This window comes from Rhodococcus quanlei (assembly GCF_055231015.1).
Map to the genome: position 1 here is coordinate 1 of NZ_JBUYWD010000005.1, position 11,808 is coordinate 11,808.

The 11,808-nt window shown below is 62.7% G+C and carries 13 protein-coding genes and 1 pseudogene; 6 read left to right on the forward strand and 8 right to left on the reverse strand.

Annotated features, from left to right (window positions below; genetic code table 11):
* Positions 1-309: 309 nt before the first annotated feature.
* The 6 genes and pseudogenes from ACZI8Q_RS03005 to ACZI8Q_RS03030 all read right to left on the reverse strand — a co-directional run.
* Positions 310-1,034, reverse strand: a pseudogene (locus tag ACZI8Q_RS03005) (transposase); the annotation flags it as partial.
* 321 nt (positions 1,035-1,355) lie between these two features.
* Positions 1,356-1,982: an MmyB family transcriptional regulator gene (locus ACZI8Q_RS03010; protein ID WP_463372018.1), complete on the reverse strand. Its 627-nt coding sequence runs from the start codon at positions 1,980-1,982 to the stop codon at positions 1,356-1,358.
* Positions 1,983-2,006: 24 nt separating this feature from the next.
* Positions 2,007-2,726, reverse strand: coding sequence for a hypothetical protein (locus ACZI8Q_RS03015; protein ID WP_463372019.1), 720 nt, complete (start codon positions 2,724-2,726; stop codon positions 2,007-2,009).
* On the reverse strand, positions 2,723-3,154 hold the full coding sequence (locus tag ACZI8Q_RS03020; RefSeq protein ID WP_463372020.1) for a hypothetical protein: 432 nt from the start codon (positions 3,152-3,154) through the stop codon (positions 2,723-2,725). Before ACZI8Q_RS03020 ends, ACZI8Q_RS03015 begins: the two co-directional genes overlap by 4 nt.
* Positions 3,155-3,510: 356 nt before the next feature.
* Positions 3,511-4,278 (reverse strand): TIGR04255 family protein, encoded by a 768-nt coding sequence (locus tag ACZI8Q_RS03025; protein ID WP_463372021.1) that lies wholly within the window; start codon positions 4,276-4,278, stop codon positions 3,511-3,513.
* Between the two features lie 711 nt (positions 4,279-4,989).
* Positions 4,990-5,964 carry a helix-turn-helix transcriptional regulator gene (locus tag ACZI8Q_RS03030; RefSeq protein WP_463372022.1) on the reverse strand — a complete coding sequence of 325 codons (975 nt, stop codon included), beginning with the start codon at positions 5,962-5,964 and terminating at the stop codon, positions 4,990-4,992.
* A 104-nt stretch (positions 5,965-6,068) separates the two neighbouring features.
* Between ACZI8Q_RS03030 and ACZI8Q_RS03035 the strand changes: the two genes are divergently transcribed.
* Together ACZI8Q_RS03035 and ACZI8Q_RS03040 are read left to right on the forward strand one after the other, a co-directional pair.
* Positions 6,069-7,025 (forward strand): SDR family oxidoreductase, encoded by a 957-nt coding sequence (locus ACZI8Q_RS03035; RefSeq protein WP_463372023.1) that lies wholly within the window; start codon positions 6,069-6,071, stop codon positions 7,023-7,025.
* Positions 7,026-7,097: 72 nt separating this feature from the next.
* Entirely contained in the window at positions 7,098-7,577 is a 480-nt protein-coding gene (locus tag ACZI8Q_RS03040) for an SRPBCC family protein (RefSeq protein ID WP_463372024.1), read from the forward strand.
* A 38-nt stretch (positions 7,578-7,615) separates the two neighbouring features.
* On the opposite strand, the gene ACZI8Q_RS03045 is transcribed toward ACZI8Q_RS03040, so the two are convergent.
* The gene (locus ACZI8Q_RS03045) at positions 7,616-8,635 is read right to left on the reverse strand and encodes a sigma-70 family RNA polymerase sigma factor (protein ID WP_463372025.1); all 1,020 of its coding nucleotides are present in this window, start codon (positions 8,633-8,635) and stop codon (positions 7,616-7,618) included.
* 188 nt (positions 8,636-8,823) lie between these two features.
* On the opposite strand from ACZI8Q_RS03045, the gene ACZI8Q_RS03050 reads away from it, so the two are divergent.
* The 3 genes from ACZI8Q_RS03050 (at position 8,824) to ACZI8Q_RS03060 (ending at position 10,251) form a co-directional block, all read left to right on the forward strand.
* Entirely contained in the window at positions 8,824-9,324 is a 501-nt protein-coding gene (locus ACZI8Q_RS03050; protein ID WP_463372026.1) for a VOC family protein, read from the forward strand.
* 102 nt (positions 9,325-9,426) lie between these two features.
* A complete protein-coding gene (locus tag ACZI8Q_RS03055) occupies positions 9,427-9,954 on the forward strand; it encodes a DUF3558 family protein (RefSeq protein WP_463372027.1) in 528 nt (175 codons plus the stop codon).
* A gap of 51 nt (positions 9,955-10,005) precedes the next feature.
* The gene (locus ACZI8Q_RS03060; protein WP_463372028.1) at positions 10,006-10,251 is read left to right on the forward strand and encodes a hypothetical protein; all 246 of its coding nucleotides are present in this window, start codon (positions 10,006-10,008) and stop codon (positions 10,249-10,251) included.
* 176 nt (positions 10,252-10,427) lie between these two features.
* Here the strand turns inward: ACZI8Q_RS03060 and ACZI8Q_RS03065 are convergent, their stop codons facing one another.
* On the reverse strand, positions 10,428-10,805 hold the full coding sequence (locus ACZI8Q_RS03065; RefSeq protein ID WP_463372029.1) for a nitroreductase/quinone reductase family protein: 378 nt from the start codon (positions 10,803-10,805) through the stop codon (positions 10,428-10,430).
* A gap of 167 nt (positions 10,806-10,972) precedes the next feature.
* Here ACZI8Q_RS03065 and ACZI8Q_RS03070 point away from each other — a divergent pair, with 167 nt between their 5' ends.
* Positions 10,973-11,803, forward strand: a complete 831-nt coding sequence (locus tag ACZI8Q_RS03070) for a VOC family protein (protein ID WP_463372030.1) — start codon at positions 10,973-10,975, stop codon at positions 11,801-11,803.
* Positions 11,804-11,808 lie beyond the last annotated feature (5 nt).

Sequence of the window (11,808 nt, forward strand, 5' to 3'; positions counted from 1 at the left end):
TTGACCGCGATCTGCACCGCTGTCGCCCCGGACGCGGTCCGAATCTTGCGAATGTACGCCGCCACCCGACAGATCCTACCGATCGGTTAGTGTGCCAAATCCCGAACCCGCAAGCCCTCTACCAGTGTAGACATCACATCAACACTGGGAATCCGCTCCGACCTGTGCAAGTCAGGCGCCGTCCGAACCGATAGCATCGCATCCGTCGTCCGCGAGTTCTACCGTGGTTGCGCCGAACACGTGGCTGCCTTCATACGGGATCGCTGTCCAACCCTGCCCGTCGAATGTCAAGAGATAGTTGAAGCCCGCGCGAGGGGCATGGGACCGAGATGCGTGGGCAAGGCACAGGAGCCGACGAGCACGGGTGTTGCCGGTCTTGGTGATCGATCCCTGCACCCGAGACGAACCGGACGAGTATTCCGAGGGCACCAACCCGACGAACGCGCCGATACTGTTGCCGGTGAATCGAGTCCAGTCACCGATTTCCACCGCCAAACCGAACCCGATCAAGGTGGAGACCCTGCGCAGGCAGCACATCCGGTTCCGATCGGGGTGAACTTCGCTCGCTGCGGCCATTTCTTCGACCGCGGTATCGAGGCGCCGGCGGCGGGCCTGGATCATGAGCACGTGCTCGTCATCGGCGTCGAACGCCATCCGCGTCGCCCGCATCGTCAGCTGTGGTGCGGCTTCGATGCGTAACCACGGGTCGTGCGCTCCGGGTTCAGGCTCGGCCGCCGTAGTAGACGATGTCGTGCCGCAGCAGCGGTTTCGACAGGCGATGGCGCGCCCGCATCAGATCCACGCGACAGTCTTCCCGGGCCCGCACCTGAACGCCCGTCAACGCTGTACAAACCGAATCCGGTCGGGCAGGGCTCGTAAGTCACTGCCGCCGGGCCGGGGATCCAGGACCGGATGTGTTCGTAGGACGGCGTCAACCGTGTCGCGAACACCTGTCCGGCGACGGTGTCGATGGCTGCTGCCGCGACCGAACGTGCGTGCGCTTCCAGTCCAACGCTCGTACGTTCGGTAAACACCGGGGCCTCCCTCAATGGCCGGATAGGTCGGACAGGCGGGTTCGTCTGCTCGGTAACCCACGAATCTTGTGCGTGAGGCCTCGGCCCACAATGGCCGGCCCACCGTCATCGGGGGGCTGGATCATCGCCCACCCGCCCAGCACACGCCGCGACGTCAACGTGGAGCACGCGCAGCGCAGCGAGCATCAACGACCTCCACACCGGTCTACGCCGGGCGAATCGTTCCCAGAGCGAGGGGACGCTCGACGCGACGGGAGCGAACTCACGACAAATCGTGCGTCACTCCATATCGTCTAGACCCCAACAGACCAGCAGAGCTGGTCAAAATGTCTCTCGGCGGCTGGGCGTGGTGCTGATCCAAGTACGGTCGGGTGACCGAGTTTCAGTTCCTTCGTCTCCGGCCGTGGTCTCGGAGGGATGCTTCCACGACCCGAGTAGGGCTAGTGCTTCTTGTTCACGCGAGCCGTGCCGTGGCACGCACACGAACAGCTCCTGGTCCGGTGCTCCGTTGATCGTGAACGTCTGATAGTCGAGATCGAGTTGACCGACGACATCGTGTCGAAGCCGCTTCGTACCGTGGCTCTTGACTGTCACATTATGGTTCGCCCACCAGCTTACGAACTCCGTTGATGTGCAGTGCAACTCATCGATGATCCCCTCAAGGCGGGCATCCTCGGGATGAGCGGCCTGCGCGGCACGCAACTGTCCCGCAAGGGTCTGTCCACCAGCTTCCCACTCTGGCTGAGACGGACACTCCGCGCGTTGCCTCCGACCAGCATGTGCTGAACGCAAGCTCCCACGCGTCGACCATGAGCATGACAGTGACTCGTCCTGATAAGTCAGCTGCGACTGTTGTAGACCTCGCTGGCCGCGTCGACGGCGAGGGCATTGGATCGATGATCGCCTGCCGCCGAAGGCGAGACGCTGCAATTCGTCGAGACCCACCACGCGTACTAATCGGTCGCTTGAGGGTCACGCGTACCGGCGCCGAATCTCCCCGTGAGCCTCGGCCACGACCGCATTCGTGGAGTCGTCGTCCGCCAGGCGTGACCGGCGATCCTCCGCGCTCAGATACTCGTCGAATTCCTTTTCAGCTTTCGCTACTACGTCGGCGGCCTCGCCCTTGGAATCGCACGCCGCCTCACACCAGTCGGTCAGTAGCTCGGCCTCCCTCTCGACTCCCCGTGTGCGCAGTCTGAGATCGTGTAGCGGCGGTGCGTGCCGGGTGAAGTGATGAACCGCCCGCTGTTGAAGGAGCAGCCGCCCTTCCTTGGTCAGTGACATGATTCGTTCTGTCCGGTTCAAGGTCGCGCCGGGCACGGTCCCGATGATCTGGAATTCACCGACATGCACACCAGACCCCTCTCCGAACAACTCAGGGAGTGGAATCTCGGAGTAGGTGGCGGCGAACCGTTCGTAGGGCCGCTGCTTTCTAGTCTTTAATGATACCCGAAATACGGTTACCTGGTCCGCCAGCACGGCTCCTTTACGCATCACACATGGGTGCATAAAGATCATCGCTAAGGTGCCGGCGGTGTCGGGTACCTCAACTCCCGGAACCTCCACGCCCCGGAATACATCACCCTGCTGAATGGGCACGAAGACGGGAGGTGCGTCCTCGGAACCGGGCTCGCCACGATACGCATAGAACTTATCCGTCCCCGGGAACGGGGCGAGAGTGTCCACGCTCACCGTGTTATCTGGCGAGGACGCATTGACAGTTCGCCATCGGCAGCCTCGAAGACCTCGTACTCGCTCCTCCACCTATCGCGCCACCCTTCGGCGACGACGTCGAGGACGTCCTCAGCGGTCGTCCCGACATTCCTGGCCGCGAGGTCGAGAAGACGCTCGGCGTGGTCAGGCGAGTACACGTCGGCTGGCGTCACGTTGAAGCCGTCGACCAACGCCATCGACATCCACCGAGCAGGCGAATCGACTTGTTCTGCCATGAGCGTGTAGAACGAGGTCAGCTGGGCTAGCTTGCGATGGTTCTCCGGGGTTGTGCCGCTGGTATTTTTCCTCCACTTGCGCAGCGCCGGGACACTGATTTCGAGAGCGGACGCGATGTCGGACCAGGTGACGCCGTGAACCTCCGACAGCTCGCTGAGCATGTCGGACACGGACCTCCTCGAATTGCGATCTGCGAGCTCTGACAACCTCTGGGCGTAGTACGTACGGTGGTCCCTTGCGTGCTTACGTGCGGCCCCTGTCGAATGCTGACGCCGCTCGCGCCAACTTGCCTCGATAAGCTCGGGGCTCGTCTGCGTCTCACGCCACTGCTCCGGGCTTTCACTTGCCAGTTCGTTTAGCATCGCCCACCGACGTCCCGCAACTGTCAGTGACAATTCGATGCTCGACATGGAAGTCCGCGTAACAGCGATCGATCTTTCACAGGATGCTAGCGAAGCCCGGAGCGCCTCGAACGAACCTTGGAAGGTGTCCGCGGGTCCCCGGGGCGGAACTGATTGCGTCTGAGTCACTTTGAATCACCTCTGAACAATGAACGTGTCTGGTTGGTGAGCGACGCCTGGAAGACCTCACTGACTGGCGTGTGCAATTCCTCGAAGCGCCGGACCATCTCCGTCGGGACTGTCGCAGACGGCGCCTCAGGCACCCAGAACGCGTCGGCGTCGAGAACGAAGAACCTGCCCGGTTCGGGGGCCGTGCGCACCTTGGACGGTGCCACCACCGAGTGCCCGATTACCTCGCCCCATTGGAAGGTCATGATTGTACGTTCGGCGACCTCGTACACAGTCACTCCGCGTAGAGTCTCCGGCGACCTGTGGGGGAGCAGTGCGGCTGCAGACACAAGCGGCGGTGCGATCCAGGCTTCCCAGTCTCGGGTGGACGTTATGTCGGTAGGTCGGACCTCGTCTATATACCGGAGGCCAGCACGCTCCACATAGACGTGACCGACAGCCTTCTCGATCGCCCCAAAACAGACTTTCAGTAATGCCAAGAACGTCCCGAAATGCTCGTACTCGGTAGCATCGACGGTAACCGCCTGTGAATCAACGACCACGGTGATTGACCGTCGCTCGTTGGTTGCTCGAAGTTGACGCGTGATCTCTCCGTTCTCCTGCTTGATCGTTTCAACATCAAGGACAGGAAAGGAGTCTCGGAGCCGTTCCGCGACTACGTCCCGGATCTCAGGAGTGTTGAGCCTCGGTTCGTGCGCGTATCCGAGTTGGGCGGTAACGAGGACCAAAGGTGCCTTCGCATAGACCTCGTTCTCAGGGGGCATCCGCAACTCCTCTCATGAGGCCAGACTACGTGGGGTGTAACCAGAACTGTAACCGTGCGTACTGACAACCTAGCCATCGACGTGAAACCTGCGTGGTCGTATGCTGTTCGCGGCTGACTCCCGGGGGTTTCCCTGTTGGAAGCGACTGGTTCGCAATGGGGCTGACCCGGTGGCGTGTCCCGACGGCCGACTGCTTGATTCCGGGCTTTCGCTCGGCAGTACGATTGCAATCGAGCTAGAACTTGCCGTGTACCTACGGGCGTGCAAATCTCACCTTTCGATCCGGGGGTCTCGGTAAGCCCGGTTCTGATCCGCGTCAGTGAGCATCGTCCGCGGTGGACAGTGTGTTGATATTTGACTACGAAGGCCGTCGGTGTGGGTACCGAGTCCCTCCAGGGCCTGGTAGAAGCTCTGCAGCGACGCGCAGACGGTGCTGGCACAGTCGAGCGCACAGGTGATTAAAATATCAACTATGGGACGGCGCTCAGGGATGCATGGGATAGGGGCGACGAAGCCCACGGCGTAGGTGGCGGTCACACGGTTTCGCAAATAGCCCACCACCACAGCAGTTCCACGAACTGCGACACACGAGGTCACGAACTCGAAAGGGTTCGTGACCTTTGTGTTTGTCGATCATCGTTGCTCCGAATGGCCGGCGGGTCGTCACGTGGGATTCGCGGGTGGACGCTCCCGGATGTCATCAGTGGACCGCTACAAGTCGGTTGCGGAGGGACAATTGTGGGCCGCGAGTTCGTTGCCCCGGGTGAACAACGATTTGCGCAATTCGCTGGGTTCATACACCTCGACCCCGGCCACGGTGAGGAGTTGCGCAGCCGCGATGGTCAGGTTCTCCATGAGTAGCGAAATCTCGAGGCGGTCTCCGGATCGGACCGCGGATTTCAGGGCCGCTTCCGTACCAGGCCCTGGGACTGCAGCGGACAGTTCATCGACCGAGTCCACCGGGACCGCCAGGCGCACCGGCAGAGTATGGATCGACGACTCGAAAGCAACGCGGGAACGGTACCAGTAATCCGCCAGGGAGAAGTCGTCCGGCGTCCAGGCCTCGTCGTCATGCACCACCGCCGCGACGATGCGCGACAGGCGGTAGGTGCGCAGCGAGCGGTGGTGCGCCGCCACGAGATACCAGCTGTCGGTTTTGAGGACGAGACCGAGCGGGTCGAGGAGGCGGATAGCTGGGGTTTCGGCCTGGCCGGGCCGCTGGTAGTGGATGGTCAGCCGGCGAGCTGCCCATACTGCGCGCGCGACGGTCGCCAGTTCGGGAGGGTGCTCGGGTCGGGAGAACCAGCGTTCGTTGTCGATGAGAAAACGCTGCTGAGCCGGTTCCACGGCGTCGGTCTGAGCGGAGGTGGAGGTGAGCACCTTCAATCGAGCGGTCTCGAAGTCTGGGTGCAATCCCAGAGCCCGGGAGGCAGCTTCACCGATGATCAGGGCTTGAAGTTCGGCCGCAGTCATGCCGGTGATCGGAGATCGCCACCCGTCGACAAGTCCGACGCCTCCGGCCGGTCCTGTGCGGGTCCAGACAGGTACTCCCATCGCGTGCAACGAAGCGATGTCCCGCTGAATCGTGCGCGGACTGACTCCGTGCCGATCGGCGAGAGCCTGCACGCTCGTCCTGGGAACACGTGTCAGTTCCATCAGGATCGCCACCAACCGCGAAGAACGCATGAGAAGAATCTATTCGAAATTGACGACACTCCCTGTCGTCAATGCCTGGGAAGGTGCTCTGTACGGCCGACAGACGCGGCGCGGAAGCATGGCAGGAGGCAAGGATGACGAACACAGACGAACCGCCCGCCCTGACGGGCAAAATTGCGCTCGTAGCGGGGGCCACACGCGGCGCCGGGCGCGCGATCGCCCTCGAACTGGGACGGGCCGGTGCCGTCGTCTATTGCACGGGGCGATCCACACGTCAGGCGCCCTCGGACTACGGGCGCAGCGAGACCGTCGAAGAAACCGCTCAGCTCATCTCGGACGACGGCGGGACGGCCCACGCGGTCATCGTCGACCACCTCGATATCGATGCTGTCCGCGCACTCGTCGACCGCATCGACCGGGACCACGGCAGACTCGACATTCTCGTCAACGACATCGGGGGAGAGGCGTACGTAAAATTCGATACCCCCTTGTGGGAGTACGACCTCGAGGCCGGAAAGAGGCTGTTCGACACCGGATTCACCACTCACCTCAACACGAGCCACAGTGCTCTCGGACTGCTCATCCGGCATCGGGGCGGGTTGGTTGTCGAGGTCACGGACGGAACCCGCAGCTACAACAACTCCCACTATCGGGAGACGGTGTTTCTCGATGTCACGAAGACCGCGGTCGACCGCCTCGCCTACGCGGAAGGCCACGAACTTGCACCCCACGGAGGAACAGCCGTGTCCGTATCACCGGGGTGGCTGCGCTCGGAAATGATGCTCGACCACTTCGGGGTCACGGAACAGACGTGGCGTCAAGCCGCAGAAGCGAACCGTGGGAAATCCGATGTCGTGCCGCCGTACGAGTTCGTCATCTCGGAGACCCCGGCCATGCTCGCCCGCGGTATCGCCGCCCTGGCGGCGGATCCGCAACGCGCATCGTGGAACACACGGTCCGTGAGCTCCTACGAACTCGCCGAACATTACGAACTGACGGATGTCGACGGGTCTCGGCCGGATGCCTGGAGGTTCATCACACAGATGGAGACCGTTGCTGTGGAGGAACTGGACGTCAGTGAGTATCGGTGAGCACAGGTCGACCTTCCGGGTCTGTTCGTCCCCTGGCGATGAGTTTCCGAGCCGTCGTTGGTCTGTACGGGCATGAACAGCGAAACCATGACATCAACCCGCGTCGTCGATGCTCCGGCCCAAACCGTGTTCGATGTGCTGGCCGATCCGACCACCCATCAGGCGATCGATGGCACCGACTGGGTGCGGGAGTCGGTCGAGGGCAAGCGACTGACTGAACTCGGCCAGGTCTTCCGGATGGCGATGTACCACGAGAACTTTGGGGGCAAGCATTACGAGATGGCGAACCGGATAGAGGTCTTCCAGCCTCCGCGCACGATCGCGTGGCTGCCGGGTCAAGGCTCTGATGACGCCAATCTCGACTTCGGCGGTTGGATCTGGCGTTACGACCTCGAGCCGGTCGGCGATGGACGAACGGAGGTAACTCTGACGTACGACTGGTCGGAAGTGCCGCCGTCCATTCGCGAACACATCGGATTCCCGCCGTTCGAGAGGCAGCACCTCGACAACTCACTCGAGCATCTCGCCGGCTTGGCACAAGATCGGTCGTAGGTCAGCAGTCGTGTCGCCTCACCAGACTTGCCGGTCGTTCAGCCTTTTGGACGGAGGGAGCGTGTCGGCAAGTCTGCGGCGGTGAGCCGATCCGGCAGACCGAACCGCGCGAACAACTCGTGTCCGAAGAAGGACACCACGTGTCGGATCCGCGCCCCTTCCAGTTGCAGTACGTGCAGTTGGAACGGTGTGAAGGTTCCGTCGAGCTGCGCCATGTACAGGCCGAAGGCGGGCTGGCCGTTGGCGCGGGTCGGGATCATCGGCATGTCACCCATCCCGCCCGGGCAGCGAGTACCGAGGAGGTTCCCGATCTCCCGCCGGCCCGCATACCAACCGGTGAACGGCGGCATCTCCCACACGGCGTCTTCGGTCAGCAGCGCTACAAGGGTGTCGATGTCTTTGTGCCAGAAGGCATCCACGTAGTCATCAAGTAACCGTGATCGGTCGAGATCCGTTACGGTATCGACACCGTCCTGGTGTAGGCCAAGGTCCGCCAGGACCCGGTGCGCGCGCTGAAGCGCTGAGTTCACGGCGACGGATGTGGTGTCGAGGGCTGTTGCGGTCTCCTTGGCCGACCACCGCAGCACGTCCCGCAGAATGAGCACCGCACGCTGTCGCGCCGGAAGGTACTGCAGAGCGGCGACGAAGGCGAGGCGGATCGATTCGCGCTCGATCACGTCCACCGCGATATCCGGGATCGGTTCGAGCCAGGGGATTTCGTGGTCTTCGATCAGCTCGTCCGACGCGCGGGCGCCGGCGTCGCCGAGCCCGGTGGGCAGCGGACGCCGTGTCTGCCCCTTCAGGTGGGTCAGGCACACATTGGTGGCGATCTTGTACAGCCAGGTGCGCACGGACGAGCGGCCCTCGAACGCGTCATAGGAACGCCAGGCCCGCAGATACGTCTCCTGCACCAGATCGTCGGCGTCGGCCGCCGAGCCGGACATCCGGTAGCAGTGCGCCAACAATTCGCGACGATACCGATCGGCCACAGCGGAAAAGTTCAGGTCGCCCTGCGAATCGGATAGCGGGGGTGGACTGACCGCGGTAGCAGGCTCCATCGCTTCAGTCTGCCCTGCCCCGCCGACTCGGTAAAGGTTTTACGGACGTATTTCGGTGGAGGCCGCCGACCCGTGTGTCCTGCGGTGATGCAGTGAAACCGCCGTAGCGATGAATCCGGGCGCGCAGGGGAGTCTGCACTATCAGCACACTTTCGATATCGATCCGCACATACCCCGAAAGGACCGTCATGACCGCCACCCGACCGGACACCACCGCCCCCACCACAGGGCTTGCCGCGATACAGCCGTGTCTGTGGTTCGACGACCAGGCACGTGAGGCGATGGAGTACTACGTCAGCGTGTTCCCCGACTCGCGGATCACGTCCATCACCGAATACCCCGACGAATCGTTGGACCCGCATTTCAAGGGCATGGCAGGCAAGGTGCTCGACGGCAGGTTCACCCTGCGCGGCGTCGACTTCGTATGTCTGGATGGCGGCCCCATCTTCACGTTCAACGAGGCCGTCTCGTTCTCGGTCACCTGCGCCGACCAAGCAGAGATCGACCGCTACTGGTCCGCGCTCTCACACGTGCCCGAGTCCGAGCAGTGCGGTTGGTGCAAGGACCGCTTCGGTGTGAGCTGGCAGATCGTGCCCGCGAACATGGATGCCCTCCTCGTCCGACCCGAACAGATCCAAACAATGATGCAGCAGAAGAAGATAGTGATCGCCGAACTCGAGAACGCGTGAACAGATTCCGATCCCCGTCGGGAAATGTCCGATGCGAAACCTCCGTGCGCGGTTAACGAGTCCCACCCTCGCCAGCCGCTCCCTGGGTGACAGGATGGGCGGATGATGAGGATCCGGTTGGCTGCGGGTGCGGCGGCACTGTTGGTGGGGGTGGCCTTCGGTGCTGCCGGGTGTGGCGACGGTGAAAGCTCCGATACCCCGACGACAACGGTGGAGACTCAGCCGTGGGATCCGTGCACGTTGTCCGACGAGGTGCTGTTGGCTGCGACGCTGGATCCGGCCACCCAGGGCCCGGGGTTGGCGGCCGAGCCTCCGGGGTGGAAACACTGCGCGTGGAAGAACGACGATATTGGCGTGATCGTGGGCGCTTCTGCGACAGCGTCGGTCGACCAGATTCGCGATGACCCGCGGCATTTTGATTCTCGGGATGTAAGGGTTGGCGATCGGGAGGCGTTCACCTATCTCAGCGAAGTCAGCGGCGAGGACTTCTGCTACCTGGTGGTGCCGTTGGATAGTGGCGGAGTGGTGAGCATGCAGGTCGCGCGGTCAGCGCTCACGAAGGACACGACGCCGATGTGTGAGTGGGCGGTGCGCGTCGGTGACGGCTTGGTTGCCGGGTTACCCGACTGACGGGCTAGGGTTTCGAGTCGACATCAAGACTGACGGGGGAGGGCTGCTGCGATGAGTGGTGAAGTGTCCATGGTGGATCAACTGATGGCGTTTGCCGGCCAAGCGAAAGCGGGCGAGCTGGTCTTGGATTCCGATGTTGCCAAGGACTGCGCGGATGCGTGCACGGAGGCAATCGACTCTTTGATGGAGTCCCGTGACCGGATGGCCCAGCACACAGACAGGCTCCCTTTGGGGACCACCGACGAGCAAACTGCTCAGGCGATGGCCCGGGTCAACGGTCAGGTCGGCATGGTCTGAGTTGGTTGTGGTCAGCTCTACCAGCGACTCCGAGAACGTGTCGAGGATGATGATGCGGCAGAAGAAGATCGTGATAGCCGAACTCGAGAACGCCTGAGCAGGCTCCGGTCCGGCCGGCGCGGGTGTGATGCCGGTCGTACGAATCCAGACGGATCTACGCCGACCGGATGTCGTTGCTATACCTGGGGGCCGATCGTCGCGACGAACGCTTTCGGTGCTGCACGGACGTAGCGTGCCCCTATCCCGCTGATGCTGACGGACTTGCTGTCCACCACTCGGGGTGCCTGCAGCTCGTATTTGCGGCCCAGACGCTCGATGATCCCACCTTCCGCTGCAAGGAGGTTGCGCGCCCAGTCCGATTGCTCGCCGTATAGCAGCGGGACGGCGAACCCGTCCTTGCTGACGAATCCGACGATCGGTGTTCGAAAGGCAGTGCCGCTCTTTCGGCCCGTGTGGCGGAGGATCGCCCACGGTGGCAGCAGCCACGCCCACAGGCGCTGCACACGATTGTTGATGAGCTTGTTGAACACGGCGACGGTGCGTGGGATCTGCATGACGCGATGCTAACGCTCCCCTACGCCGGGTCTGACCCGTTGCGATTACCTCATGCCGAGACCTCAGGTTCGTTGACCGTTGTCACGATCCTTGGCCGAGCGCAACCCGCCGCGACTACTCTCCACTGTGATCGATGACCTGATCGTCCAACCGGAACGAGGGAACCATGAGGATCACCGAACCGCAGCTTGGTGCCCTCTGCTGGGCCGAACTCGGCACCACGGACATCGCGGCCGCCGGAGCGTTCTACGGGGCACTGCTCGGTTGGACGCCGGGCGAGCCGGACCCGGAGGCTGGTGGCTACACGATGATGAGTCTCGGCGACGATCCGGTGGCCGCGGCGACCCCGCTCTATCAGGAAGGCCAACCGGTCGGCTGGACCGCGTCGATCGCCGTCGCAGACGTCGATGCCACCGTCGCGAAGGCCAAAACTGCCGGCGGGTCGGTGCTCGCCGAGCCGATGGATGTATTCGAACTCGGCCGGTTCGCGGTCCTTGCGGACCCGACCGGTGCCGTCTTCTCGCTGTGGCAGGCGATGCAGTTCGCGGGTGCCGCCCGGTCACCACAACTGCAACCATCCGACCTGATGGTCGTGGGTGCACACTGTCGAGACATCTTTCACGATGTATTGGGGCATACGTTCGCTCTTCGAGTCACCGAGGATCTCGACATGGCCTTGGCGATTGCAGACTGGCCGTCCTACAGGGATCTTGTCGACCGTCTCACTCCTGTCGGCGACACGGGTATCCGGTACCGCGTCGGTGAGGTCCCGACTGATCTCCTCCCATTCGGACCCGTAGAAGATCCGACCGGAATCGTCGTTCCTCCGCTACGCAACGAAGAAATGAGCGTTTGGGCGTTCCAAGAGGTATTCGACTGGAGATTCCCGCCGCGCCCAACGGCTGGACTCCGCGCGAGGATCGCCGGCAGGAACTCCTCGATGCCATGGCACATGGCTGGACCGTGCGCTGAAACCATCGGAAGAGTGGCAGGGTGACTCAG

What these genes read in the sequence shown, in the direction of transcription:
- ACZI8Q_RS03025 (WP_463372021.1), bottom strand. Translation starts at nt 4,278, where the DNA reads ATGCCCCCTGAGAACGAGGTCTATGCGAAGGCACCTTTGGTCCTCGTT.
- ACZI8Q_RS03030 (WP_463372022.1), bottom strand. Translation starts at nt 5,964, where the DNA reads ATGCGTTCTTCGCGGTTGGTGGCGATCCTGATGGAACTGACACGTGTT.
- ACZI8Q_RS03035 (WP_463372023.1), top strand. Translation starts at nt 6,069, where the DNA reads ATGACGAACACAGACGAACCGCCCGCCCTGACGGGCAAAATTGCGCTC.
- ACZI8Q_RS03040 (WP_463372024.1), top strand. Translation starts at nt 7,098, where the DNA reads ATGAACAGCGAAACCATGACATCAACCCGCGTCGTCGATGCTCCGGCC.
- ACZI8Q_RS03045 (WP_463372025.1), bottom strand. Translation starts at nt 8,635, where the DNA reads ATGGAGCCTGCTACCGCGGTCAGTCCACCCCCGCTATCCGATTCGCAG.
- ACZI8Q_RS03050 (WP_463372026.1), top strand. Translation starts at nt 8,824, where the DNA reads ATGACCGCCACCCGACCGGACACCACCGCCCCCACCACAGGGCTTGCC.
- ACZI8Q_RS03055 (WP_463372027.1), top strand. Translation starts at nt 9,427, where the DNA reads ATGATGAGGATCCGGTTGGCTGCGGGTGCGGCGGCACTGTTGGTGGGG.
- ACZI8Q_RS03060 (WP_463372028.1), top strand. Translation starts at nt 10,006, where the DNA reads ATGAGTGGTGAAGTGTCCATGGTGGATCAACTGATGGCGTTTGCCGGC.
- ACZI8Q_RS03065 (WP_463372029.1), bottom strand. Translation starts at nt 10,805, where the DNA reads ATGCAGATCCCACGCACCGTCGCCGTGTTCAACAAGCTCATCAACAAT.
- ACZI8Q_RS03070 (WP_463372030.1), top strand. Translation starts at nt 10,973, where the DNA reads ATGAGGATCACCGAACCGCAGCTTGGTGCCCTCTGCTGGGCCGAACTC.